Genomic DNA, 23408 nt, shown 5'->3' with positions numbered 1-23408 from the left:
GGGTGACCACAGATTGGACTTTCGCTATCAAGCTCGACTTTGTGTTGCTAATGCGAAGCGGGAATTGGCCGCTCTTGAGGACCATCGGATAAAATATGCTGCTCTCGAACTCAGATATGCGATGGAGGCTCTAACGTATGAGCGCGCATCGAAATACGCTGAGGAATTGCCGAAGACCGAGTACGAAACCTGGCAGCCTCGAAAGCTCATGGAGCAGTTGTTAGACATAGACCCGACGGCTGACAAAGACAGCACCATATCCATTGGGATCGAGGACGAACCAGGTGTGCCGGCAAAGGCGATGCAGGAGCTCGGAAGCGAAACCGTCCTTTCCTTCACCATGCTCAAAAAGCGCTACGACGCACTGGGCAGTTTTCTTCACATGCCTACACTCAAGCAGCTCGGCTCGGCGAAGGCGGTCGACTACGTGAAGCTTCGCGCCCGGTCTAACGATATTATCGCGTTCTTGGAAAAGGTATTGGCTTCGACAGTTTTCAACTCAAACTTCGCTATATTTGCCGACGTACAATGTGAGAATTGTGGCTCGACGATCCGCAAACGCATGCCGCACGGAGCAGAAGAACTAAGTGCGCGTTGCCCAGGATGTGACGCCACATACAAGGTCCGCGACGTTGGAAATGGCAATGTCCAGTGGAGAATTGACGGTCAGGATTTCACCTGCAGCAATGCAGAATGTTCTGAGCAGGCATTCATGCTCCGGCGAGATATCAAGATTGGAACTGCATGGCGATGCCGAGGTTGTGGCGGTGTAAATCAGTTTGGTTTGGGTTTGTTTTTTGCGAAGGAATGAATCTGAAGCTTGCGGTGCGAGCGTTTCCGCTCCCATAGACAGACATCCTCCTTCAGACGCAGATCGGCGACCGCAGTGGGGTCTGAGCTTTGCGAGTTGGTACTTGAATCGTTTGAACGGTTCGCTACGAGGCTATGTGGGGAACACGGCGTGGTTCGGGCCCTTTGGGTCCAGACAAAACACGATTGCGAACCAAGCGGCAGGATTTCAGCCAACAAGAGCGTGGGCTCATTAGCGAGCATCAGAGAGTCGTCTCGTCTGTCGTCGATACCAGTCTATAAAGCGAACTATCTTGCATGGATGGTTTTGAGCTACTCCGTTGTGCCAGTTCATAAAATACGGCAACCGCGTCGATCTCGCTCCCGCGGAGCGCTTGGACGGCAAGGCTATTTCGAATGAGCTGCAAGCCACCTTGCATGGCGAACTATAATACTCCCCAAGCGCGAAACCTCCCCCTCCCCGTCATCTCCCGGAGGCCGAGTTCCAAAACGATCCGCCGCGCCGCCTGCGGCGTGACGTCGAGCGTTTTGGCCACCATCACGGCCGACACCAATGGCTTCGCCATCACCAGCTCGACGAGCTCCGGTAATCTTGACGACGTCCGCCGCCCGTCCAGCTTTCGGTCCATCATTGTCTTCGCCAGCGTCAACCGATCATGCTCTTTCAAGCCAATTTCGCCGGCTGCGATCAGGCCGTGAGCAATGGCGAGCAGCCGGGTTTCGCGATCGCGATGTCGGCGCCGGTCGACGGGAATGGTTTTCAGACCGAGATTGAGGGCGGTAAGGTGGGCACCAGTGGTGATGCCGGCCTGGCGCAGGATCGTAGCGGCCAGCAGCCGGCCGAGCCAGGGCGCATGCTGCAGGACGGAAAGCTCGTTCCAGGCATCAAGGGCGACGATCGCCTGCAGCACCGCCGGCAAATTTCCGGCCTGGCGCAGCACGCCGCGCCATTCCTCCAGCCGGGCATCCTCGTCCCAGTCGAGATCATAGACCATTGCGTCTCTGTCTGCCGAGCTTGCGCGGCCAGGCCGTGTTGCATTCTCGATCGCCGCCTCTGATCGGGCCAGCACCGCATCGATGGCGGCATAGTCGACGCCCGGGAGATATTCGACGTCGTCACCTTCCTCCCCCTCCCCTTCCGCGTGGATCGCGGCCGCCGGCCAAATAACTTTGGCCGTCGTCGCCTCGTCCCCGCCGCCCGACCCGATCTCTGAGGTTTTCCGCAGCGAGCGGATGCCGTCGGTAGAGAACGCCCAATCCGGAGATTGGCCGGCGATCCGCCGACGAGTGCGCAGGACGTCGCGGGCGATTGTCAGCTCATGGGTCGGTGTGCGAATATCCTTCGTGGCGTCGTGAAGGACGAGGTCTTCGAGATGGACGAGTTCGCCGTCGATCCACAAGGAGGCGCAGGCATCGGTAAAGTGGGAGCGCTCAATCCATCCCTGACCGACCGGTGAGCGGGCGATGCGCTCGTCGAGACGTGTGAGCGCGATTGCCGCGTCGAAAGCCGGCCGCATCAAGGTGGATATGCTGATTTTCGCGAGATCGTAAACCATTGAAATCATGGTAAATGATTTCTTAAAAGAACTCTATCTGAATATTAAAGTTCTCCACACGGTATGATCGTAGGTTGGCGGTCTCACCATCGATAAGTAACCCTTATCGGAGGTGATTGATCTGACGGCTCTGAAAGCCTAAAGTCATGGCAAATCACGGCGAAGATCACAGCGGGATGCGTAGATCTTGATGACGAACAACAGGATGCAGAGCAGCTCAGTCGGTTCGGATGGTCGCCTTGTGACGCTGGCTTCTCGCAAGATCGACAAACCGGCGCTTTACCTCTTCGAAGAGTGCCGGAGGCAGTGGCCCATGATATCCGTTCTCGCTGTCAACAGGGCGAACATCAGGCCCCGGCCAGACGAAACGATTGCTTTCGGTCAGCACGATCCAGGATCGCTCGTCATCGAGACCGAGGCGACGCTTGGTGGCAGGCGGGATTTCGATTGCTTCGCTGGGATTGGACGGTGGGGAATGCGTGATTGGCAGGACACGGACTGCCGGCGTCCCGTCCTCAAGCGTCGCAACAATCGCCAGCACCAGAGCGGGGCGGTCCTTGTCACCCTCTTCCCGTCCGTCCAGATGCTGCCAATGCCAGAGATAGGAATAGCGAAAGACCCAGCCGACCTTAGGTTCAATCGGCAGCATTCTTGTCCATCAGCAGTTCGGCATTGAGATGATCAAGGCCCGTTTCCATCGTCGAAGCCTCGATCGTGGCAAGCTCGTCGTCACTGATCGCAGCCGTCAGATCGACCCTCCGATCGCGCTTGGCCAGGCGGAGGTAATCTTCATAGGCAATCAGCACCGTGCGCGGCCGGCCGTTCTTGGTGATGATCACTGGCTCTCGCACGGCCGCATCCTGGTAGGCACCGAAATTCTTCGAAACCGCGGCTGCTGTCACAATCGACGTCATGGCAGATCTCCTTTGTTCCGGAATATACGGGCTTTCCGGAGTTTTTGCAAACCTAGTCATACCCCGAGGGTCATGCCATGATGGGAAAGCCGCCGGTATCACTGTCGACTAACGAGTTAGTGTCGCGGCGCGTTCAAGAACTGGACACGATCGCCGCCGTCCTGCCAATGGAGCGGCGTGACGAACTGGCCGAGCTTCTGACCGATCAGGATATCGAGACCCTTCGCCACCTCGTCAACGAGGGAATGGGCGCCAATACACTGCGTGCGGTCACTTCTGATCTTGCCTATCTACAGGCTTGGTCGCTGGCGGCCACGGGCCGGTCACTCCCCTGGCCCGCGCCGGAGGCTCTGCTGCTGAAGTTTATTGCCCATCACCTATGGGATCCGGAAAAGCGCCTGACGGATCTGGAGCATGGCATGCCGGCGGACGTCGAGAACAAGCTTCGCCTCCAGGGGTTTCTCCGTGCATCCGGTCCCCATGCACCCGATACCGTGCGCCGTCGGCTGGCAACTTGGTCTACGCTGACCAAATGGCGTGGGCTGCAGGCTTCATTCACCTCCCCTGCCCTCAAGTCGGCCATCCGGCTGGCGGTGCGTGCAACGCCACGTCCGAAGCGGCGCAAGAGCGCCAAGGCCGTCACAGGTGATGTGCTCTCAAAGCTGATTGGTACCTGCCGGACCGACAGCCTGCGCGATGTCCGGGACAAGGCCATCCTGATGGTCGCTTTTGCATCCGGTGGTCGGCGTCGCAGTGAAGTGGCGGGGCTGCGCAAAGAGCAACTGGTGATGGAAGCGCCGATCCCTGTTGAAGGATCACCTCCCCTGCCCTCGCTGTCCATCCATCTCGGTCGCACCAAGACCAGTGGTGCCAGCAATGAGGAGGTCGTCTATCTCACCGGCCGGCCCGTCGATGCGCTGAATGCCTGGCTCGAGGCCAGCAGGATCGAAAGCGGCAGTGTGTTCCGGGCGATCGATCGCTGGGGCAATGTCTCAAAGCGCCCGCTGGATCCGAAAGCCATCAACGATATCGTCAAGCAGCGCGCCTTCATGGCAGGGCTGGACCCGGCGGAGTTTTCCGCCCATGGCTTGCGTTCAGGTTATCTCACCGAAGCAGCCAATCGCGGCATTCCCCTGCCTGAGGCTATGGAGCAATCCCGGCATCGATCCGTCCAGCAGGCGTCGGAATACTACAACAGTGCGACTAGGCGCAGCGGTAGAGCAGCGAGACTCATGGACTGAGAAGCGAACCAGAGAGGTGGTTCGGTTTGTCTGAACATTCCGTGGCGTTTCGTTAAGTGGATTTCCGCCTCGATTATGCTGCCGCTGTCATTGGCGTGAGCGCGTTGAAGTAAGCCTGATCCGGCGTCTGCCGGTCAAGGGATGAATGTGGGCGTCTGGTATTGTAGAAGGTCAGATATCGACCGATGCCAGCGCGAGCCTCGGACACGGTCTTGTAGGCGTGTAGGTAGACTTCCTCGTATTTGATCGACCGCCAGAGCCGCTCGACGAACACGTTGTCTCGCCATGCACCCCTACCATCCATCGAGATGGCGATCTCAGCTTTCTTCAGCACGGCAGTGAGTCCACCGAGGTAAACTGCGAACCCTGGTTGGTATTGAAGATATTGGGTTTGGCATAACGGGCAAGCGCTTCTTCAACCGCTGCGATGCAGAAGTCCGCCTCCATCGTGATCGACAGCCGCCACGACAGAACTCGGCGGCTGAACCAATCTACGACGGCACAAAGATAAATGAAGCCCCGCGCCATCGGAATATAGCTGATGTCCATCGCCCAGACCTGATTGGGCCGGGTGACTGCCAGCTTGCGCAGGAGATAGGGATAGACCTTGTGTCCAGGCGCTGGCTTCGAGGTGATTGGGCGGCGATAGATCGCCTCGATGCCCATCTTCTTCATCAGTGTGGCGACGTGAAGCCGCCCAGTTTCCAACCCTTCTCCTCTCAAAAGCCCTTGCAACATGCGACTGCCCGCAAACGGGTATTGGAGATGCAACTCGTCGATTCGGCGCATCAAAGCCAGGTCGCTGTCGGACACTGGACGCGGAGAATAGTAGAGGCTGCCACGACTGAACCCGAGAAGCTTCGCCTGGCGGGCAATCGACAGTTTGTGCTTGCGATTGATCATTTCTTTCCGCTCAGCAATCCCGCCTTGCCGAGCGCACCGGACAAAAAATCATTCTCCAGCGTCAGTTCGCCGATCTTGGCATGAAGTGTCTTCACATCGACGGTCGGAACGGTCGGTTCCGCCTTGGTGTCATCGCCGAAAATGCCCGTTGCTCCTTCAAGGAGCTGGTCTTTCCACTGCTTGATCTGATTGGCATGGACGTCGAACTGCTGGGATAATTCCACCAGCGTCTGTTCGCCCCTGATGGCGGCAAGAGCCACCTTCGCCTTGAAAGCCGGGCTATGGTTCCGGCGTGGTCGTCTCGTCATGGTCTCTCCTGTTTCCGGCATCTAAGCCAAAGTCAGGCAGAAATTCCAATTATCCCCGCTGTTCAAATTTCCCGAGCCAGCTCTCTTCAACATGTCCCAGTGAATCATAAACCCCTGGATGTGACCAGGGGTTTGTCAGCAGTCTGATGGCCCGCATTTGCGGGCCATATCTCTATTTAATGAGGGAAGCGATCAGGTGTTGTCGACGACCTTCTTCACCGCATCCTTGGCGTCGCCCTTGGCCTGCTGCGCATCACCCTTTGTTTCCTGGGCGGCACCCTTTGCCTGGAGCTTATTGTTATCGGTAGCGTCGCCGACGGCCTGCTTTGCCTTGCCGGTCATTTCATTCGCCTTGCCGGAAACTTTATCAGCTGTGGAACCCATGATGGATCTCCTTATCTAGCGGGGACGCACGGTCTTCCAAGTCGCTATCCGGTCATCTGCCGGGGAAGTCCATTGTCAGACCGTTCAACGATCCGCTCAATGAGAGAACCCGCGGGGAGACACATCGTTCCCGATCTAGCTAGCTATTTCGCGTAGGGCCGGCGTTTGCCTAGCAATCGCCCATTGTTTATTTGGACGAGCGGCCCAATAGTCTGAAGAGACCTTCCATTCGAACCTCGAGCATGTGACTTTGAGGAATAGGCGCTTCTGGAGGGCAACGCTGAAGGCATCCACCAAAGTCGTGATCCCGGAATCCGAAACGGAATCGTCATCGGACCCTTGGTGAGGGCGATGATCGGAGTGCACGCTCCACCCAAAGCACTTGAGAACTTCGATACACTGATCGTGGTTGGCGCCTCCCCATTACATCAACAACGGCAAGAATGTTGACGGATTCGAGCTATCCGAAATCGACGAGCTGTTGGTTTTGTTCGCCGACGATTTCGCATGGTCGGCGGCTACATCCACTGCGAGGTCGAAAGCTCATCCGAGGTGACTTGGCTTAAGCGTTGCGGGTATAGTGTCGCTTTGCAGTTAACCGCATGAATCTGTCCCCAACAATTTCAATCAGATAGCGCGGCACCTAATTTGAGACTCTGCAGTTAAATTGAGAATATTGGGCGGATCTTGGCACTTAACGTGAGATCAGCCGCCCACGATATATATGACAGACCCTTATAATTCTTTGATCGCTGCGGCGTACACAGAAATCAATATTATCCTTTTTAATCTATCGTTTAACAGCCAGCGCAGACAAACCAGGTTAGCCTGAAACCGGTAACAAATTTGCGACGGCGTTTGACGACATTTTCAGATTAAATGTCTAACGAATTTCAGATGCCCGCATTATTGCGGTCCTTTGCGTACGTCACCGCCTTAACGCGCCGCAGTCCCTAACTCGTCATCTTGGCCAGTGTTGCTGCGCCGCACAAATATCGTGGTTGGCTTGTCTGCTCGATCAAGTCGCCTGAAAAATGAAAGACCGTATTCTAAGGGTTAGCAGCTATCTTGCGGATGGGCACAGCGCGTTGGTTGTTGGGTGATGATTGACGACCCCTCCTCCTCAGCCGTCTCCCCCATCTTTGGCGAGAGCGGCTTCCAGATCGTCACGGGTCACCTTAATCGCTTCCGTGACGCCGCCGCGTGTGAGCATCAAATTCATCGTTCGGTGGTAGGCTTCCCACATCACGTTCAACGGTTCTTCGGTGATGTGGACTTCGAAGGCACCCGGCGGGTGCTCACGCTCCATTCCTGGCAGCAGAAAGCTGTTGCGAAAGGTTACCATTTCAACGCGTGTGCCAATGGTCATGACACTGCTCCCTTCAGGTTTAACGCTCAGGTTTTCAGGTGCATGGCTGCTTTCGCCGCAAGGCAGGAAGCTGCCGGGACCGATAGGTGCTCCCAAGTTGCAAGCATTGCCGCCAAGGCGTCGTGAAGCAGAGTGGACGGGCGTTGCGCGAGAAAGATAGGCACTGCAAGGGGGGCTCCATACCCATCTGGCGCACGGTTGCTCCCGTAAGGAATGCAGGCTCTATACGGGGTCATCGTTCTTTGGAACAACTTCTCGCCTTCGCTCGAACTGGCTGCATCATTCATTGGATTGTCCATGGCAATGCCCTCTTCAGTGCGGGTGGCGTTTTCGGCATGCTTTAACGAAGGCCTTTGGTCGCGTTCAGCGAGACCAGTTTTCGTGTAATTCTCATCCCAGAGAATGAGCTTAACGCAGCCGAGGCTGTCGCGCAGGCTGATGCATCCTATCTCGGCGAGGTCGGGATAATCACGGAGAACCTCTGGCAGACGGTAGAACGGCACCTTGCTGGAGAGATGGTGAATGTGGTGCATGCCAATATTTCCAGTCATCCAGCGCAGGGGAGCCGGCAGGTCGTAATGCGATGCGCCGTGCATCGCTGCGTAGGGAAAGTTCCACTCCGGAGGCTTGGACCAGTGAGTATCCTCGAACTGGTGCTGCACGTAAAACAGCCAAACGCCGGCCGAGCCCGCCAAAAGCACGATCGGCAGATGAACCAGCAGGAAGGGCACAATCCCGATCGCCCACATGAGGACACATGCAATGGCCGCCACGGCCGCATTGGTTGCCATGGTCGACACCCAAGGCAGGGCACCGGACCGCATCATGCCGAATGGCAGCCTCTGCTTGAAGAGAAACAGGAAGGCCGGGCCGATACCGAACATCACCAGGGGATGCCGATAGAGGCGGTAGCCCAGCCTGCCGCGGGCAGTCAGCGCTCTGTATTCGGCGACGGTGAGCGTCGTGATGTCGCCGACGCCACGCTCATCCAGATTGCCGGCCGATGCATGGTGCTCGGCATGCGCCCGGCGCCAATAGTCATACGGCGTCAGCGTGAAAATACCGAGAACACGCCCGGTCCAGTCATCCCAACGGCGGTGCCCGAAGAAGGACCCATGCCCGCAATCGTGCTGCAGCATGAACAGCCGCAGGAGAAAGCCGGCCGCCGGAATGACCAGAAGAACCCGATCCAATAGCCGAAATGCAGCGAGGCCCAGGCTGCCGTCCAGAAAAATACGAAAGGTCCCAGCGTCACGATCAGTTCGTACACGCTGCGCCGGACCTTCGGTTTGTGGTATCCCGCGAGAATTTTCAGCAAGGCCTTTTCGCTCGCGTCAGGCGGTGCGACCGTCAATGATGCGCTCATGGCTGGCCGCCGCCAGTCTGCTCGGCGGCGCTTCGAAAAAAATGCTCGGCATGCTGAAGGTCATTTTCGGCGCCGATCCGGTCGCCGGCAGACTGCTTCAACCCGGCGAAATGCAGGTGCTGCCTGTACTTGTCGAGCAGGCGTTCGCGCAAGGTGTCGGCGCCGAGGCTCCCGGACCGGTTCACTCTTCTGTTCATGTTTGTTCGGGCTTCGAGCCCGCTCCCGGCGTCTGACATGGTCGTCTCAATCAATCTGCTGGGCGACGATCTCGCGCAGTTCCTTGCGGCTGAGGCCCGAAAGGGTCGGCGTGACCGCCGTCTGCGATGGTGCAGCCTGGGCGCTTGAGGCCACGAAGGTGGTTTGGTTCAAAATGGTCGGCATCGGTATCCATGCGCAGGAGAGGCTCGACTGCGGCAATCAGGAATCGCTGAAAGGACTGTAAGCATGTCGGCGATCCGAACGGAATGCTCACCTAGGTCCAGGCAACAAGCTCGGACATCATTGCTTCTATCACATCATTATGGCGGCATCGCGTTCAAGTTGCGAGTGCGGTGTCAATTTCGGTGGTCGTTACCTCGAAGTGCACAAGTTTTGCCGGACCAAACGCGGTGGACATGGCCACATCCGTTGCATCCCGGCCCGTTGCCATCAATATCCGCCCAATGCGCGGCGCGTTGTGGCGCGCATCGACTGTGTACCAGCGGCCGCTCAAAAAGACCTCGAACCATGCGCTGAAGTCCATCGGGTTCGGATCTGCCGGCACCCCGATGTCACCGAGGTAACCGGTACAATACCGGGCCGGAACGTTCATGCACCGACACAAGGTTATGGCGAGGTGAGCAAAATCTCGACACACGCCCGTCCGGTCGTGCCAGCCTCCGAAGGCGGTTCTCGTCGGGTCGGCCTTGGAATAGTCGAAGGCGATCCGCTCATGCGTATAATCGAGGATCGATTTCACGCGATCCCAGCCCGGCCTCGTATGGGCGAACGTCTCCCAGGCGAAATCCGCCAGACGATCCGTGTCACAGTAACGGCTCCCCAGAAGATAAACGAGAACATGATCAGGAAGATCATTGATGTCGTGTTGAACGACGTCGACGGGGACCGGATCCGGCTGTCCATCGTCGTAGATCTGAAACTCGGTGCTGATCATCGTGACGCCCTGCGGCGCAACGACACGACTGCAGGCATTGCCGAAGCCGTCCATATAGTCCCACGCCCTGATGGCACGGTCGAAGGAAATCGTCTGCTCCCCCAGCAGGTCGCCGCGCCGGCTTGGATGAAGGTTAAGCACCAGCAACATGGGTGTTTCCTGCTTGCATTCATAGCCAATCCGGAAGCCGGCACGTATTCGCATGGAAAAGTCCTTTATCGGGGGGATATCAACCGCCAACGGTTCTAGTGCCAACGGTCCTGAATGCGGAGTGTTCCATCTGTACGGAACCCTCATCTCATTTATTCGGTGGTCGTCACGTTCACCTGAACAGTCATGTCAATCAACCTGCCTGCCTTGCCTTCGAAACTGCCGGACAGCGGGATGGCCTGCTTCGGGTCACGGGCAACGCCAACCCGTATCAACTCCCGGTTTCCCACGATGCCATTGGTCGGATCGAACTCCACCCAGCCCGCGCCAGGGAGATAGACCTGGCACCAGGCGTGGGTTGCTCCGCCGCCCAGATTATGGTCCCCATCGCGGTCAGGCACATAGATGTATCCTGTGACGAAGCGTGCCGCCAGGCCCAGAGAACGAACCGCTTCCATCATCAACAGCGCGAAGTCCCGACAAGTGCCGCTGCGGAGCCGCAAGGTCTCTGCAGGAGTCTGAATCCCATGTTTTTCGCGGCGAGAATAAGAAAAGATTTCCCGAATTGCGTAGCACAATGTCATCAGCACATGGCCGGTTCGGGCCGGGCCCGCGACGGGAACAAACTGCCGAGCCCAGGCAGCGACAGCGTTATCAGGGTCGGGATAATGGCGCTTGACGGTTCGTCCCAGATCGATGATTTCGTCATCATCATAGCTGAACGGATAGCCACGCACATCCGTGTGCATTTCCAGGTCAAGTGGGACATGGACCGTATGATCGAGCTTTATCCGAGTTTCGATCACCAATTCGGACGAGGACGCTTCAATGTCGACCAAGGCGATACAATTGCCGAAGACATCGTAGATCCACCTGACGGACGACGGGGGAGGACTTGTCTGAAGAGAACAGGCGAGGAGAGTTTGGTCAAAGCTGTCCCGCGGACGGAACATGAGACGGTGACGTCCGAACGTCACGGGATGCGTGTACTGGTACTGCGTGCGGTGCTTCACCGAATAAAGCGTCATGACGTCTGCGCCTTCGTTGTCGCAAGGAGATCCGTCGGCGGGGCGTCACGATCGACGTTACGTTTCTTTTCGGGGAAAAGGATAATCGACCGCATCATACAGAGAACGAATTTCGTTGCTTTCGAAACGCGTGTCGCCGATTTCGAGGACCGCTCCCCGAAGCTGGGAACAGGGCAGTTCTTCAATAGCGAACCGAAGGGCCTCTGCGGTATTGTCGAACCGCTTGTAACGAGGGCCGCTAATGCTCCCGCCCACGCGCCTGCCCGCGAAAAAGCCTGCAGGCGACGAATAGTCGATCTGTATCATGGTTCATCCTCTCAAAGGCGTGCGGGATCAAGGCCGGCAATGCCGGCTCCGGGCTGGCCAATCGGGCAGGTTGCGCTCTCATGGCGGTCGAGAGCGGAAAAGCTCGTAAGGCCAATGATGCGCAGCCGTCCGCAACGCTCGGAAATATCCGCCGAAACGGCAGGAAGGTTGTCGCCATACTCACGTCGGCCGATCCTCACGAGATTACGCGACATGGAGGCGGGATAGAATTCTGCACGCATTGCCTTGCTCCTTCTTCATCGAGGCGCCGGCCATGAATGCAACTGTGCGAGACAAGAGCGACGAGAGGAACTGCGGGTAGGACGCGCGCAGTCGACGCGTTTCGGGACGGTTGGGCGGTACGATCCGGCATCACACGGGGCAGAACGCGTTCCGGCCACTATTTCTTTTTGGAACGAGTCACCGGTTCGGAATTCGCCAGAGCTTCCTTTTCCAGACGCAATTGGCGCAGACGAGACGTCTTGCTCACTCTGAGCGCGTTCTCGGAGGATATGATGTGTCGAGCGGTCTGATCGGTCACGGCAGCCTTCTCCCCGGCCGAAAGTTTTACCGGTGCGGCGTGAGGCCCCTTCGACGTCGACATGAAACATCCTTACATCGTGCTGAACTGACTTCCCATAAAAATTTCGCCTTCATCGAAGGATATAATACGGGAAATTCTGAATTTCCGATTTTATCTATCCAATATATGGGAGATGTTTTAATAATTACAACCGTTTTAACATATTAATATTTTTCTATCGGGAAAACATTACCGTCCATACACGCAGGGCGCTGGATAAGAGCTTTCTCTTCCGATCCGGACAGCGGTGTTTCGACGAGCGAATCCATGAGACACGGCCTGTTGTCGGCTGCGCATGGGTCCACCCTGTCGACGGCATCGCGCGGCACTTGAAAGTCTGGAGCCGGGCGCCATATCCGTACTGACGGAGCAAGGCATGCAGCAGGCGGCCAAAACGTAACCGGCTACGATCTGACGCCCCGGCCCAGTTGATGCTCTCATTGCAGGTTTTGCCCTTTACTCTCTCGACATACATCGCTCGGCCACATTTACAGCGTGCCGGCACAGTTTGCCGGATCTGACTCTGATCGAGACGCAGGCTTTCGATTGTCAACCATCTCGATAGACGGACAGACCATGCCAGCGAAAGACGCCGGCTAGCGCATTCCATCGGGATCACACACTAGCGCTCATTCGCTTAGAGGATGCTTCTTCATGCCGACAGACAAGCGACCAGTCGACGACATCGGCGCGACCGAAAAAATCACCCGGCGCGTGTTAAAGCGCAGCAACTACTCGACGGCCGACCTTGGCGCTGTTGCAGGTCCCGATCACCGCGATGAACTCGCAATCATTGAACGCATCCAAACCGGCATGATCATGAGCGAGATCTATCCGGTCTCGGAACGGCACAAAGTGCATTCCGACAAAGTGGCGCTCCGACGATGGGAGAACGAGGGCGGCAGCATGGATGAAGGCGAGCAATAAGGCATCGCAATCGATGGAGACGAGGCATGTCAAAGACAGATAACGTGGTGATTCTGGCGGTAGTCAGAAAAATGCGGGAGCCGGCGCTTGGCAACCGGTTGAATGTGATCGAACTGCCCCCCACGCAAATCAAGGCGAAGAAACCAGATACCGATCCCCCCGAGCAACCGGTGCCTGCGGGGTACTGAGATGCATTTCCAAAACCAACCAGGACCCCAAACCCCTATCCAGGGAGGATATGCCGATGAGCGAATGGCGTGAATTTGCAGCCAGTTCCAATGGGGATCGATGGCTGTTGGGACGAGATCCGGCAACGGACAATCCTCTGGTGCTTCACCGGGCCAACCCGTCTTCCGGTGGATACGAAACGCGCACGCCGCTTGACGCTTTTCTGGCGCAGCATATCGGAACGCCCGAGCGCGATGCCCTGCTGGGCATGCTCGGCAAGGATGAGGCGGCAGAGGCGAACCCTTTAGACGCGAAAACACCGTCCGCGAAGCTCGCGGCAGAGTATCTGCGGCTTGGCGGAACGCGACGGGCCAAGATCGACGACAACATCGTCAATACCCGCAAGTGGGAGAACGAGCCGTCTGCCGCAAACGACTTCTGGATGAAGCACATCGAGCCCATGGACGACCGACAGCGACGATATGTCGAAATCGAGTTGCCATCCATCAGCGATGACTGAACAAGCAACGGCCTCCATGTCCATCCAAAGAACAAGTTTTTACGTCCTTTTGACGCTCGTGACGATTTCCTTTGTATGGCTTATTTTGCCCTATTACACCGCCATCCTCTGGGCGGTCATCTTGGCCATCATCTTTTTCCCCATCCACGTCCGGCTTGAGAGGCGGATGAAAGGCCGCAAAAACATCGCGGCCTTCCTGACAGTTCTGTTATGCGTGCTCCTGGTCATTTTGCCTGCCATGATTGTCTTGGCCTCACTGATCCAGGAGGGGACCAATCTTTACCAGCGCATGAGCAACAACGAGATTGATCTCAACAGTTATCTCAATCAGATCGAGCAGGCCGTGCCACCATCGCTCGAAGACTGGCTGGCCTCCGTCAAGCTCGGAGGCGCCGCGCAAATGCGGGAAAAGATTTCCTCTGGCATAATGCAAGCAGGACAATCCATCGCCGGCAGCGTCCTGAGCTTTGGCCAGAATACCGCTCATGTGTTTGTCAGCATCGGGCTCATGCTCTACCTGCTGTTCTTCCTGTTCAGGGATGGAGCAAGCCTTGCCGGGACGCTTCGTCAGACAACGCCCCTGAGTGACACCTATACGCGGAAATTCCTGGACAAATTTGCGGAAGTGGCGCGCGCAACGGTCAAAGGCAACGTTATCATAGCCATTATCCAGGGGACCATCGGAGGGCTGACATTCTGGATAATCGGGATGGAGGCAGCACTGCTTTGGGCCGTCATCATGACGTTGCTATCGATGTTGCCTGCCATCGGTGCAGCGCTGGTCTGGGGACCGGCGGCGATCTGGATGTTTCTCATCGGCGCGTGGATGAAGGGAGGCGTCCTCGTCTTCGTTGGTGTCGTGTTCATCGGTCTGGTCGACAACCTGCTGCGCCCGCCCCTCGTCGGGAAAGGCACCCGCCTGCCCGATTACATCATTCTGATTTCAACTCTGGGCGGCATTTCCCTGTTCGGGTTGAGTGGCTTCGTGATCGGCCCCCTCATTGCAGCTCTCTTTGTCTCGGCCTGGTCACTCTTCACGCAACAGCAGCAGGACGAGGGTGTGAAGCCGCAGCATGCGGCATATGCGCAGGAGAAGGCCGCGCCTTTCCGTTAGGCGGAGCAACAAATCCCTTATACAGTCGGCACGTCTGGATTGCTGAGAGAGCCGGGACAGCTCGGAATAACGGCAGGAGCGGCGACCGTGAAGCAATTTGGGACTATGCGCGATTCAAACATGCTCGCGCGGGCGATCGTGGAGACCATGCCCCAACCCTTCGTCGTTCTGGACGAAGACCTTTGCGTCGTCGCTGCCAACAGCAGTTTTTATGAGACTTTCGACATCAATTCCGCTCATCCCTATCCCAAATCCCTGCTGGATCTGGGAAACGGCGATTGGAACAGGCCTGCCATACGCCAGGCCCTCGCGGCAGCCGTGTCCCAGCGCATCATGATGGAGGGCGTGGAGTTTGAGCAGGATCTTGGACGGTTCGGCAAGCGGATCTTTTCGATTACGTCCAGGCTTCTCAATATCCGCTCTGCCAATAAGCCCAACACCCTGCTGGCATTTGCCGATGTGACGGAGATCCGGCAGATCGCAGTCGACAAGCAACAACTCCTTGAAAAGGCTGAGAAGCTTCTGGCTCATCAACGTGTGCTTTTGCAGGAAATGCAACATCGGATCGGCAACAGCCTGCAGATCATCGCCAGTATCCTGATGCTGAAAGCGCGTGCCGTCAGCTCGGACGAGACACGCCGGGTACTTGAAGACGCCCGTCAGCGCGTGGTGTCGGTCGCGACTGTGCAGAACTATCTGCACCTCGATGCGGGGATGGACGAGATTGATGTGTCTTCGTACCTGACAAAGCTGTGCAAGGGACTGGCAAGTTCGATCGTGCTCGACAGTGCGCCGGTCACATTGGAAGTCTCGGCGAGTGAAACCCGGATATCCTCGCAGGAGGCCGTCAGCCTCGGCCTGATCGTCACCGAACTGGTCATCAACGCGATCAAATATGCCTTCCCTGTCCCCAAGCCTGATGCGAAGGTTATCATCAACTACAGAGCGCATCTGACCGAATGGCATTTGACGGTCAGCGATAATGGCGTTGGACAGATTGCCAAGCCCCCTGGAGACATTTCCGGTGCGGGTCTTGGCTCCCTGATCATTGATGCCCTGGCCAAACGACTGGACGCATCCGTCTCCACCATCTCAAGCGCTGCGGGCATGAGCGTGTCAATTACACAGGCGGGATCGACGAGCCCACTTGTAAACGGTGCTGGACTGCACGACATGTAGGGGGATAGCAGCTCGTTTTACGGGCGCTGCGATTGAGGATTGACGTTCCTCGCCCCAACGAAGGAGGACGACATGTCTTCCACTCCCCTACAAGAGCACCTCAATCCCTCCGATTTTGCGATGATCAGGGATGTCCTGAGAGCCGGTGGTTTCAGAGGCGTTGAAGCTACGGCAAACTCCGATGCAAAAAAGGCGGCATCGGTCTTTCTGAAGACCGAGTTCCGTAACGGGAAGAGAACCCGGGAAACACTGCTCCTAGCCCTCCAGAGCAAGCGCGTCGACCTTCACAAGGGTTTGGCCGTCGCCATCTCACGCAAGAGCGAAGCCATCGACAGATGGCAGGACGAAGGAGGCCAGTGATGGCGCTTTCCTTTCCCAACTCCAGCCGAAGCTACGATGAAACGCATTCCCGCATCCGATTTCTCGGCTATGACGGTATGTTCGAGGTGAGGTTTTACGTGCCCGCTGAAGTGCTTACGGCCGGGCTCTCGCACTGGACGGCGAGCGAAAGCGAATATCTCGCCTCGTTCGACGCGCTGCGTTCAAAAATTCTCGATGCAGCCAAAAGCGCCTACAAATCCCGCCCAAACAGAACCATCACATTGGCTCTCGAACACTTCAAGTGACGTGTGACGCGCAAGACGCTCCGCCAGGAGGCGCAGCCGAGAATGAACGAGAACAGGAGAATTCGCATGGTCATGGAAAAAGGAAAAGCCACGATGTTCGAGCGTCTGGACAACTACCGGCCCTCGAAGACCATCCTTGTCTGGGCTTGCGGCATGACGGCCGTAGCGACAATGGTCGCCGGATTTGGCTGGGGAGGGTGGATGACGGGAGGCAGCGCCGTGAGAGCGGCGACGGCTGCAAGCGAAGCGGCGAACCTGCAGCTTGCATCCGCTGTTTGTGTCGAGCGGTTCAACGCTGCACCGGATTCGGCAAAACGGCTGATCGAATTCAACGCTCTCCCGGACCGGTACAAGAAGCGACAGTTCATTGAAGCCGGCGGCTGGGCAACAATGCCGGGCCAGACCTCAGCGGATGGTGGCGTGGCAGAAGGGTGCAGCACAGCCCTTTCGGCATGAAGCAGAGGATGGGCGCCTGGGGCGCGCGCGCGACAGCAATTCCAGTCAATGTGCAGGCCTGCCACCGCCACCTCTGCCGGAAAAATGTCGCGGTCGCCGCAACGCTTCGTCCCTATAAGTGGTGGCAAGGCCGAGTTATGGTAGATGCGAAGCCTCAGGTGTCTTTGATCAGTCGACCACCTGGATGACGACACGCGTTCTCGCATCGCCGATCAGGCGTATCTGGTTTACGAACACAAAGGCGTGGTCAGGGCTGTCTGGTATCGGCAAGAGCAAGAGGTTCTCCGGAATCGTATGACCGACCTTGAGGGTCTCCGTCATTTGAACCGGGTTTGGCGGCGCAGGCTGATTGGCGACATAGGCAACGGCCAGATCGGTCGGTGGCCGTGGCGTTGGCACCACATCGGCGGCCGTTCCCGCAAAGACAGTCTGCGCGGATATCACAATCGCCAGGGTGACGAACAAGAATTTGATCATCGAACTCTTCCAAGGACGTTGACAGGCTGCGGGGCGGACGAAGTTCCCCCGGGAGCTGGATTATTCCAGATCCGGCTTGCGTCAGCGGTCAGCAAAGGACCGCCACGCAGCGGCAGGGCGAAAGATCGAGACTACAACCTGAACTTGCTGGTCGCGGAATCGACCTCCAGGCGCATGGCATTGAGAGAGCCTCTGATCACGCGAATGTCGGCACTGAGGGCAGCAGGGGCCTCTTGCTTCTCCCAATACAAAAGCGTGTCGTGCCAGCCTTTGGTAGTTTCCAACAAGCCCCGCGCGCGCTGCAGAACGCGCTCATCGACCGCGGTCGCTGCGCGCTCTGCATTTCGTGCAAGCTCGACAAGGTCATTCGCCTCGGCCCCCCATACGGGAAGTGCTTCACGAAGCCTGAGAATCTGTTTGTGAATGTCGGTGATTTGATCGTTTTCCATCTACTTTAGATGGAGATGATTTTACAACAATCAACTTTTGGTTTTTCACGTTCACGTGTTCAGTTGCGATGGTTTCGCTGATGCGGCGGACGTGATCGCAAAGCCGGGGAGACCACCCCACAAAGCAACCGAAAGTCGAGTAAATGCCGCGCAGCACTAGCCAAATCCGTATGGCACTCCATATACAATCCTTCGCTGTTCTTGTGCCTTAGCAACGCCCTCGTGAGCGGATGCCGGCGGTCCCTACGAAGCCTCGTGCTGGACAGACGCTTGGCACAACAGAGAAACTTCAAATGCGTATCGCACAAGTCGCACCCCTGGCGGAATCCGTTCCGCCGAAGCTTTATGGCGGCACGGAACGTGTCGTCTCCTGGTTGACGGAAGAGCTCGTCGAGCAGGGCCACGATGTCACGCTCTTTGCCAGCGGAGATTCTGAGACGTCTGCTGAACTCGTGCAGGCGGTTCCTCAGGGGTTGAGATTGGGAGGTATCCGGGATCACACGGCAAGCCTCCTGGTCATGCTGGAGGAGGTTCGCCGCCAGGCTTCATCCTTCGACGTCATCCACTTCCACGTCGATCTGCTCCAGTTTCCAGCGTTTCGAGCCTCCTCCGTTCCTTGTCTGACCACGCTGCATGGCAGATTGGATCTGCCGGATTTTCATCCCGTCTATCGTGCGTTCCCGGAAATGCCGCTCATTTCGATTTCGCAAAATCAGCGTCTGCCGCTTCCCAGCGCCAACTGGCTGGCCAACATTCACCATGGCCTTCCTGCCGGTCCAACGCCCTTCAGTGCCCCGAAGCGCGATTATCTCGCCTTCTTGGGGCGCGTTGCCCCGGAAAAACGCCCGGATCGGGCGATCGAAATTGCAAAGCGGACAGGGATACCCCTTAGAATCGCGGCGAAAGTCGATCCAGCCGACCAGGACTACTTCGACCATGTCATCCGCCCGCAACTTGATCACCCCCTGATCGACTTCATCGGCGAGATCGGTGACCACGAGAAGCGCGACTTTCTCGGAAACGCCATCGCTCTGCTGTTTCCCATCGACTGGCCGGAGCCGTTCGGACTGGTGATGATCGAGGCCATGCGAGAAGGAACGCCGACGATTGCCTGGCGCCGGGGCTCGGTTCCGGAGGTTATGGACGAGGGCGTGACAGGCTTTATCGTCGACTCGCTCGAAGGGGCCGTCGCGGCGGTCCGAATGGCCGCCGATCTGGACCGGACGGCGGTCCGGCAGCGCTTCGAGGAGCGCTTCACCGCCGCACGGATGGCATCGGACTATGTCGCGGAGTACACAGGTCTATCGGATGTGCCGGTGAGGATGGGACCTCAACGTCGTCAGCTTGCCGATATTGCTCCGGCACCCTTGATGCAGGTCGTGGCAGCGACAAACCTTTCCGGCGACCGCCCTGGCTTTGCATCCCCCGTTCACGGGCCGGTCTGATGGGATCCCCTGTTGATCCCCCGTTCGAAGTATCGGAAAACCTGGACGCCATTCGCTACGATCTTGAAGTTGAGACCTCCCTGGTCGGCTGGTCGCTACAGAAACTGAAGGATGGGGATACTTTCGCAGTCCTGAACAGCCATGGAGATATTGCCGGCCACAATACCGTGGAGGGCTTGTTTCATCGCGATACGAGATTTCTGTCTCAGTTGGAGCTTCGGTTTCAGGGGCGCAAGCTCCTGCTGCTGAATTCCTCCAATCACGACGACAAGGCTGCACTGTCCGTCGATCTCACAAATCCTGATATCGAAGATGGTGCCGCGGCACTGCCCCGGGAGACCATCTTCTTCGAACGCACGAAGTTTCTCTACAAGGGAGTGTTTTACGAGCGTCTTAGCGTGCGGAACTTCACGCCGATCGACCGCCGCTTGACCATCGATTACACCTTCGGTGCGGATTTTCGCGACCTGTTCGAGGTTCGCGGGATGACGCGGGCAAAACGGGGGCACGGAACGTCCGATGTGGTAACCGCCAACACGGTCGAATTTCGCTATCTGGGTCTGGATGAGGTGGAGCGCCGCACGCGGATTGCTTTCACGCCTGTTCCCGAACGTCTGGAGACAGACCGGTCGACGCTGGAGCTGACACTTGCGCCGGGCGAAAAGAAGTCGATCTTCCTGACCGTCGCCTGTGAGGAGGGCGAGTCCACGCCATTGCTGGAGTTCTTCAGCGCCTACCGTGAAAGCCGCCGCGCCAGACGCGTCCAGACGCGGAGCATCGCCACGGTGCAAAGCTCGAGCGACCTTTTCAATGAAGTTGCCTGCCGTGCCACCTCCGACGTCTATATGCTGGTCACGCCGACTGACTCCGGCCCCTATCCTTATGCGGGCATTCCCTGGTTCAGCACGATTTTCGGACGCGATGGGATTTTTACGGCCATGTTCATGCTGTGGATGGACCCGTCGATCGCACGCGGCGTTCTGCGCACCTTGGCGGCGATGCAATCCCGCGAAACAGATCCCCGCGCTGACGCGCAGCCGGGCAAGATCCTTCACGAGGTGCGCCATGGCGAAATGGCCAATCTTGGTCAAGTGCCATTCGGCCGCTACTATGGCAGCGTCGATTCAACGCCGCTCTTCGTGATGCTGGCAGGAATGTATCTGGACGCCACCGGTGACCTTGGGACCATTGCCGAGATCTGGCCGAACATCGACGCAGCGTTGCGCTGGATCGATGAGTATGGCGATCGAGACGGAGACGGCTTTGTCGAGTACCAGGCGGAAAGCAATGGCAGCCTGAAAAACCAGGGCTGGAAGGATTCCCACGACTCCATCTTCCACGAAGACGGAACGGACGCGACAGGATCCATCGCCCTGTGCGAGGTGCAAGCTTATGTCTTTGCAGCCAAGCGTGCAGCCGCCCGAATGGCCGAACGACTCGGGCATCACCAGCGGGCCGCCGATCTGATAGCCGCCGCCCAACACCTGCGCCTTCGCTTCGAATCCGAATTCTGGGATGAGGGCCTCGGAACCTACGTTCTGGCGCTCGACGGCATGAAGCGCCCGTGTCGCGTGCGAAGTTCCAACGCAGGCCATGCCCTGTTTGCAGGCGTTACGTCGCCCGAAAGGGCGGCACGCGTCGCGGCAACCCTGTTGAGCAAGGAAGGCTACAGCGGCTGGGGCATCCGGACCCTTGCCCAGGGCGAAGCACGCTACAATCCCATGTCTTACCACAACGGCTCGATATGGCCGCACGACAACGCCGCGATTGCGATCGGGCTTGCGCGCTACAACCTTAAACAAGAGGCGGCGCGGGTGTTCACAGGTCTGTTTGATGCGGCAAAGGAGCAGGAGATGCGACGTCTGCCCGAGTTGTTCTGCGGTTTCATCCGGCGGCCCGGTCGAGGACCAACCCCTTATCCGGTCGCGTGTTCACCACAGGCCTGGGCCGCCTCTGCGCTGTTCGGCGTTCTGGGTGCCTGCCTCGGCCTTGAGCAGGCTCATACTAAAAATGAGATCCGTTTCCGCGATCCGATCATGCCCGCATTCCTGGATGAGATTGTGTTGCGCAATATCAAGCTCGGCTCATCGTATGCCGATTTCCGGATGCATCGCTACGGCACTGACGTTGCCACAAATGTTCTGGGACGAAATGGCAACGCCAAGATCCTTATCGTAAAGTAGCATTCTCTTACACACTGATCATCGTCAATGGCGTGCTACAAATTCTGGGCGAAGACCATCTCCTGAATTTGAACCATATCGCGCCCAACAAATCCGTAAAATGTTCCATGTCAGGTTGGCTCCCGTCATTGAATTTAGATATCGCTCTTCTTGCTAATCATTGTTTTCCGTACATAGAATCGGGACTTTAATATTTCATCGGTCGGTTGATGTTGCGTTTGAACGTGCATAAACGCCCGCTTTGACAGCAGTTCATCCAAGATAATCCTCCGGCCCGTGCTTTGCTATGCCCATTGGGGTATACCTACTGAGACAGTCTCCGTGAGACGCAAATCAGTGTATCATTTGCGTCGGTTTTCGATTTTTGGGACAGCATCCGGGGCAGGTCTAGACGCTATTGAGACGTTCTTGGTGCGCACGGACTCCTAGCAAATCAAGAAACCGTGGAACAAATGCTGCATGAAATGTGCTACGACTATGCTGCCTTCCCGGTACGCCGTCACAACCCCTCACCCCGTTTTCCGATCGCCGTCCACATTGGCACGCATCAGTGACATCAGCATCGGTCCAAGCCCGAACTCCCCTGCCCGCGCTCGGCGCGTGAGATCGCGGAGATATCCACCTGCCGAGTTGATATGCCCTGCCCTCTCCAGAATCGCCGCCACAGCGACTGCCGCGTTCTCCGGCCCCATCACCTCGCAAGCTTCTTCGTAAGCCGACGGGCTGACGCCAAGCATTGATCGTACCACCACCGCGGCGCCCATCAGCTCGCGCCAATGGGAGATTATGCCCCCGGGCCCGTAGTCCGAAATCTGCGGGCAGGCTTTCAGGACCATCGACAGCGGGAACGCCTTCACCTGTTCAGGCTTTGCCAACGGCTGAGCAACCACTTTGGGAGCTACTTCCAGCTCGACGGCTGCGCCCTGCTCTTTGTCAGAGCGAGGTTCAAGTTCATTGATGGATTCTGGTTTTGAATTCTGTATGTGGCAACCATTTTGAACAGCATTGCCGTCCATATTTTGTGGATTTAGCTGCGTTTGCAAAGCCTTGAGGATTTCCGTGCGCAAAAGCTGCATCTCGTCGAGGATTGCCTTAACCTGGTGAATGTTGGGATTGCGTGGAAGTCGGCTGACAATGCCGACATAGATGTCTTCGATGGCGTCCCAGTTCCCGTTAGCTCCCTCTTCCATTGCTGCGGATATCAGCTTGCGGACGTCGCGCCGGCAGATGGTCAGTGCCTCTTTGGCTCGTCTGAACTGTAGGCGTTCGGCAGCGACTTCCTGTGCGAGGTTTGCAAGTTCGGCAGCGCGGGTCAAAAGTGGCGAGAGGTCGAATCCAAACGCCTGCTCGATGTCGCCACTCTTGTCACGATGAGCGTAGCGCTTGCCGTTGGGACTATCTTTGCGTTGGATGAGGCCGGCTTCGACCAAGGCAGCCAAATGACGCCGCAAGGTCGTTCCAGTGATGCCATGCGCTCTGACCGAGAGCTGCACATTGGAAGGGAAGACCACCAATCCATTATCGCAGTTGAGTTCGCTCTCAGGATAAAACGTCAAAAGCGCGTCGAGCACAGTCAGTGCCCTGTCCTGGAGACCCAGGCGTTCGCGCGCCTCACAGGCGTCGCGAAACACCTTCCACTTTTCGACAGGGCGGGTCGGCTTCGTCTCGCATGTCTGGAGCTGTCTTTTCACGAGCGCGAGCGTAACCGCCCGCCGCCCGAAGGGCGTGGTTACATTTCCCGTTTGCATTCTTTCATTGCCTTTCTCTAGGCAAAAGAAATCTGCTCACCAAAT

At 57.4% G+C, this 23408-nt stretch carries 27 protein-coding genes and 2 pseudogenes; 12 read left to right on the top strand and 17 right to left on the bottom strand.

The genetic code is table 11. From position 1 onward, the window contains the following. The first annotated feature begins 13 nt into the window (after positions 1-13). Complete coding sequence (locus G6N78_RS25525; protein ID WP_165225894.1) at positions 14-811, top strand: hypothetical protein; 798 nt, start codon at positions 14-16, stop codon at positions 809-811. A gap of 424 nt (positions 812-1235) precedes the next feature. Here the strand turns inward: G6N78_RS25525 and G6N78_RS25520 are convergent, their stop codons facing one another. From G6N78_RS25520 to G6N78_RS25510, 3 genes are all read right to left on the bottom strand, one after another. Beyond that, complete coding sequence (locus tag G6N78_RS25520; protein WP_165225891.1) at positions 1236-2375, bottom strand: RHE_PE00001 family protein; 1140 nt, start codon at positions 2373-2375, stop codon at positions 1236-1238. A gap of 208 nt (positions 2376-2583) precedes the next feature. Next, positions 2584-3015, bottom strand: coding sequence for a plasmid maintenance toxin (PemK-like) (locus tag G6N78_RS25515; protein WP_165225888.1), 432 nt, complete (start codon positions 3013-3015; stop codon positions 2584-2586). Further along, positions 3002-3280 (bottom strand): type II toxin-antitoxin system Phd/YefM family antitoxin, encoded by a 279-nt coding sequence (locus G6N78_RS25510; RefSeq protein WP_165225885.1) that lies wholly within the window; start codon positions 3278-3280, stop codon positions 3002-3004. The genes G6N78_RS25515 and G6N78_RS25510 overlap by 14 nt, the downstream gene beginning before the upstream one ends. A 77-nt stretch (positions 3281-3357) precedes the next feature. On the opposite strand from G6N78_RS25510, the gene G6N78_RS25505 reads away from it, so the two are divergent. Beyond that, positions 3358-4521, top strand: a complete 1164-nt coding sequence (locus G6N78_RS25505) for a site-specific integrase (RefSeq protein WP_370691558.1) — start codon at positions 3358-3360, stop codon at positions 4519-4521. 73 nt (positions 4522-4594) lie between these two features. Here the strand turns inward: G6N78_RS25505 and G6N78_RS25500 are convergent. The 11 genes and pseudogenes from G6N78_RS25500 to G6N78_RS25450 form a co-directional block, all read right to left on the bottom strand. After that, a pseudogene (locus tag G6N78_RS25500) lies at positions 4595-5732 on the bottom strand (IS3 family transposase). A 192-nt stretch (positions 5733-5924) separates the two neighbouring features. After that, positions 5925-6116 carry a CsbD family protein gene (locus G6N78_RS25495; RefSeq protein WP_165225882.1) on the bottom strand — a complete coding sequence of 64 codons (192 nt, stop codon included), beginning with the start codon at positions 6114-6116 and terminating at the stop codon, positions 5925-5927. 1123 nt (positions 6117-7239) lie between these two features. Beyond that, on the bottom strand, positions 7240-7485 hold the full coding sequence (locus G6N78_RS25490) for a hypothetical protein (RefSeq protein ID WP_165225879.1): 246 nt from the start codon (positions 7483-7485) through the stop codon (positions 7240-7242). 356 nt (positions 7486-7841) lie between these two features. Continuing rightward, positions 7842-8851, bottom strand: a pseudogene (locus G6N78_RS25485) (fatty acid desaturase); the annotation flags it as partial. Then, positions 8848-9048: a DUF4167 domain-containing protein gene (locus tag G6N78_RS26100; protein ID WP_370691562.1), complete on the bottom strand. Its 201-nt coding sequence runs from the start codon at positions 9046-9048 to the stop codon at positions 8848-8850. The pseudogene G6N78_RS25485 and the gene G6N78_RS26100, both read right to left, overlap by 4 nt. 46 nt (positions 9049-9094) lie before the next feature. Next, positions 9095-9232 carry a hypothetical protein gene (locus G6N78_RS25475; protein ID WP_165225873.1) on the bottom strand — a complete coding sequence of 46 codons (138 nt, stop codon included), beginning with the start codon at positions 9230-9232 and terminating at the stop codon, positions 9095-9097. Positions 9233-9386: 154 nt separating this feature from the next. Continuing rightward, the gene (locus tag G6N78_RS25470) at positions 9387-10208 is read right to left on the bottom strand and encodes a transglutaminase-like domain-containing protein (protein ID WP_165225870.1); all 822 of its coding nucleotides are present in this window, start codon (positions 10206-10208) and stop codon (positions 9387-9389) included. A gap of 98 nt (positions 10209-10306) precedes the next feature. Continuing rightward, positions 10307-11182 (bottom strand): transglutaminase family protein, encoded by an 876-nt coding sequence (locus G6N78_RS25465; protein WP_165225867.1) that lies wholly within the window; start codon positions 11180-11182, stop codon positions 10307-10309. Positions 11183-11239: 57 nt separating this feature from the next. Next, entirely contained in the window at positions 11240-11488 is a 249-nt protein-coding gene (locus G6N78_RS25460; RefSeq protein ID WP_165225865.1) for a hypothetical protein, read from the bottom strand. Between the two features lie 11 nt (positions 11489-11499). Then, complete coding sequence (locus tag G6N78_RS25455; RefSeq protein WP_149747814.1) at positions 11500-11730, bottom strand: hypothetical protein; 231 nt, start codon at positions 11728-11730, stop codon at positions 11500-11502. 158 nt (positions 11731-11888) lie between these two features. Continuing rightward, positions 11889-12092 carry a hypothetical protein gene (locus G6N78_RS25450; RefSeq protein ID WP_149747815.1) on the bottom strand — a complete coding sequence of 68 codons (204 nt, stop codon included), beginning with the start codon at positions 12090-12092 and terminating at the stop codon, positions 11889-11891. Between the two features lie 633 nt (positions 12093-12725). Between G6N78_RS25450 and G6N78_RS25445 the strand changes: the two genes are divergently transcribed. From G6N78_RS25445 to G6N78_RS25410, 8 genes are all read left to right on the top strand, one after another. Continuing rightward, entirely contained in the window at positions 12726-12998 is a 273-nt protein-coding gene (locus G6N78_RS25445; RefSeq protein WP_165225863.1) for a hypothetical protein, read from the top strand. Positions 12999-13024: 26 nt separating this feature from the next. Then, positions 13025-13186, top strand: coding sequence for a hypothetical protein (locus tag G6N78_RS25440; RefSeq protein WP_165225861.1), 162 nt, complete (start codon positions 13025-13027; stop codon positions 13184-13186). 56 nt (positions 13187-13242) lie between these two features. After that, the gene (locus G6N78_RS25890) at positions 13243-13686 is read left to right on the top strand and encodes a hypothetical protein (protein WP_234906120.1); all 444 of its coding nucleotides are present in this window, start codon (positions 13243-13245) and stop codon (positions 13684-13686) included. A gap of 16 nt (positions 13687-13702) precedes the next feature. Continuing rightward, on the top strand, positions 13703-14800 hold the full coding sequence (locus tag G6N78_RS25430; RefSeq protein ID WP_165225859.1) for an AI-2E family transporter: 1098 nt from the start codon (positions 13703-13705) through the stop codon (positions 14798-14800). 87 nt (positions 14801-14887) lie between these two features. Further along, positions 14888-15979: a sensor histidine kinase gene (locus tag G6N78_RS25425; RefSeq protein ID WP_234906119.1), complete on the top strand. Its 1092-nt coding sequence runs from the start codon at positions 14888-14890 to the stop codon at positions 15977-15979. 72 nt (positions 15980-16051) lie between these two features. Then, entirely contained in the window at positions 16052-16339 is a 288-nt protein-coding gene (locus tag G6N78_RS25420) for a hypothetical protein (RefSeq protein ID WP_165225857.1), read from the top strand. Further along, on the top strand, positions 16339-16605 hold the full coding sequence (locus G6N78_RS25415; protein WP_165225854.1) for a DUF1488 family protein: 267 nt from the start codon (positions 16339-16341) through the stop codon (positions 16603-16605). The genes G6N78_RS25420 and G6N78_RS25415 overlap by 1 nt, the downstream gene beginning before the upstream one ends. A gap of 66 nt (positions 16606-16671) precedes the next feature. Further along, entirely contained in the window at positions 16672-17061 is a 390-nt protein-coding gene (locus G6N78_RS25410) for a hypothetical protein (protein ID WP_165226005.1), read from the top strand. Positions 17062-17229: 168 nt separating this feature from the next. On the opposite strand, the gene G6N78_RS25405 is transcribed toward G6N78_RS25410, so the two are convergent. Then, complete coding sequence (locus G6N78_RS25405) at positions 17230-17538, bottom strand: DUF1236 domain-containing protein (protein WP_165225852.1); 309 nt, start codon at positions 17536-17538, stop codon at positions 17230-17232. A gap of 131 nt (positions 17539-17669) precedes the next feature. Continuing rightward, a complete protein-coding gene (locus G6N78_RS25400; RefSeq protein WP_165225849.1) occupies positions 17670-17987 on the bottom strand; it encodes a hypothetical protein in 318 nt (105 codons plus the stop codon). A 293-nt stretch (positions 17988-18280) separates the two neighbouring features. On the opposite strand from G6N78_RS25400, the gene G6N78_RS25395 reads away from it, so the two are divergent. Together G6N78_RS25395 and G6N78_RS25390 are read left to right on the top strand one after the other, a co-directional pair. Further along, a complete protein-coding gene (locus G6N78_RS25395) occupies positions 18281-19432 on the top strand; it encodes a glycosyltransferase family 4 protein (protein WP_165225846.1) in 1152 nt (383 codons plus the stop codon). Beyond that, complete coding sequence (locus G6N78_RS25390; protein WP_165225843.1) at positions 19432-21615, top strand: amylo-alpha-1,6-glucosidase; 2184 nt, start codon at positions 19432-19434, stop codon at positions 21613-21615. Before G6N78_RS25395 ends, G6N78_RS25390 begins: the two co-directional genes overlap by 1 nt. A 509-nt stretch (positions 21616-22124) precedes the next feature. Here G6N78_RS25390 and repC read toward each other — a convergent pair. Further along, the gene (repC, locus tag G6N78_RS25385) at positions 22125-23363 is read right to left on the bottom strand and encodes a plasmid replication protein RepC (protein WP_165225840.1); all 1239 of its coding nucleotides are present in this window, start codon (positions 23361-23363) and stop codon (positions 22125-22127) included. Between the last annotated feature and the right edge of the window lie 45 nt (positions 23364-23408).

Origin of the sequence: Allorhizobium pseudoryzae (genome assembly GCF_011046245.1) — a bacterium.
Classification (GTDB): domain Bacteria; phylum Pseudomonadota; class Alphaproteobacteria; order Rhizobiales; family Rhizobiaceae; genus Neorhizobium; species Neorhizobium pseudoryzae.
The sequence above is the reverse complement of the archived record's forward strand: the minus strand, read 5'-3'. Positions and strand labels throughout refer to the sequence as shown.

What these genes read in the sequence shown, in the direction of transcription:
- G6N78_RS25520 (WP_165225891.1), bottom strand. Translation starts at nt 2,375, where the DNA reads ATGATTTCAATGGTTTACGATCTCGCGAAAATCAGCATATCCACCTTG.
- G6N78_RS25515 (WP_165225888.1), bottom strand. Translation starts at nt 3,015, where the DNA reads ATGCTGCCGATTGAACCTAAGGTCGGCTGGGTCTTTCGCTATTCCTAT.
- G6N78_RS25510 (WP_165225885.1), bottom strand. Translation starts at nt 3,280, where the DNA reads ATGACGTCGATTGTGACAGCAGCCGCGGTTTCGAAGAATTTCGGTGCC.
- G6N78_RS25505 (WP_370691558.1), top strand. Translation starts at nt 3,358, where the DNA reads ATGATGGGAAAGCCGCCGGTATCACTGTCGACTAACGAGTTAGTGTCG.
- G6N78_RS25495 (WP_165225882.1), bottom strand. Translation starts at nt 6,116, where the DNA reads ATGGGTTCCACAGCTGATAAAGTTTCCGGCAAGGCGAATGAAATGACC.
- G6N78_RS25490 (WP_165225879.1), bottom strand. Translation starts at nt 7,485, where the DNA reads ATGACCATTGGCACACGCGTTGAAATGGTAACCTTTCGCAACAGCTTT.
- G6N78_RS26100 (WP_370691562.1), bottom strand. Translation starts at nt 9,048, where the DNA reads ATGAACAGAAGAGTGAACCGGTCCGGGAGCCTCGGCGCCGACACCTTG.
- G6N78_RS25475 (WP_165225873.1), bottom strand. Translation starts at nt 9,232, where the DNA reads ATGCCGACCATTTTGAACCAAACCACCTTCGTGGCCTCAAGCGCCCAG.
- G6N78_RS25470 (WP_165225870.1), bottom strand. Translation starts at nt 10,208, where the DNA reads ATGCGAATACGTGCCGGCTTCCGGATTGGCTATGAATGCAAGCAGGAA.
- G6N78_RS25465 (WP_165225867.1), bottom strand. Translation starts at nt 11,182, where the DNA reads ATGACGCTTTATTCGGTGAAGCACCGCACGCAGTACCAGTACACGCAT.
- G6N78_RS25460 (WP_165225865.1), bottom strand. Translation starts at nt 11,488, where the DNA reads ATGATACAGATCGACTATTCGTCGCCTGCAGGCTTTTTCGCGGGCAGG.
- G6N78_RS25455 (WP_149747814.1), bottom strand. Translation starts at nt 11,730, where the DNA reads ATGCGTGCAGAATTCTATCCCGCCTCCATGTCGCGTAATCTCGTGAGG.
- G6N78_RS25450 (WP_149747815.1), bottom strand. Translation starts at nt 12,092, where the DNA reads ATGTCGACGTCGAAGGGGCCTCACGCCGCACCGGTAAAACTTTCGGCC.
- G6N78_RS25445 (WP_165225863.1), top strand. Translation starts at nt 12,726, where the DNA reads ATGCCGACAGACAAGCGACCAGTCGACGACATCGGCGCGACCGAAAAA.
- G6N78_RS25440 (WP_165225861.1), top strand. Translation starts at nt 13,025, where the DNA reads ATGTCAAAGACAGATAACGTGGTGATTCTGGCGGTAGTCAGAAAAATG.
- G6N78_RS25890 (WP_234906120.1), top strand. Translation starts at nt 13,243, where the DNA reads ATGAGCGAATGGCGTGAATTTGCAGCCAGTTCCAATGGGGATCGATGG.
- G6N78_RS25430 (WP_165225859.1), top strand. Translation starts at nt 13,703, where the DNA reads ATGTCCATCCAAAGAACAAGTTTTTACGTCCTTTTGACGCTCGTGACG.
- G6N78_RS25420 (WP_165225857.1), top strand. Translation starts at nt 16,052, where the DNA reads ATGTCTTCCACTCCCCTACAAGAGCACCTCAATCCCTCCGATTTTGCG.
- G6N78_RS25415 (WP_165225854.1), top strand. Translation starts at nt 16,339, where the DNA reads ATGGCGCTTTCCTTTCCCAACTCCAGCCGAAGCTACGATGAAACGCAT.
- G6N78_RS25410 (WP_165226005.1), top strand. Translation starts at nt 16,672, where the DNA reads ATGGTCATGGAAAAAGGAAAAGCCACGATGTTCGAGCGTCTGGACAAC.
- G6N78_RS25405 (WP_165225852.1), bottom strand. Translation starts at nt 17,538, where the DNA reads ATGATCAAATTCTTGTTCGTCACCCTGGCGATTGTGATATCCGCGCAG.
- G6N78_RS25400 (WP_165225849.1), bottom strand. Translation starts at nt 17,987, where the DNA reads ATGGAAAACGATCAAATCACCGACATTCACAAACAGATTCTCAGGCTT.
- G6N78_RS25395 (WP_165225846.1), top strand. Translation starts at nt 18,281, where the DNA reads ATGCGTATCGCACAAGTCGCACCCCTGGCGGAATCCGTTCCGCCGAAG.
- G6N78_RS25390 (WP_165225843.1), top strand. Translation starts at nt 19,432, where the DNA reads ATGGGATCCCCTGTTGATCCCCCGTTCGAAGTATCGGAAAACCTGGAC.
- repC (WP_165225840.1), bottom strand. Translation starts at nt 23,363, where the DNA reads ATGCAAACGGGAAATGTAACCACGCCCTTCGGGCGGCGGGCGGTTACG.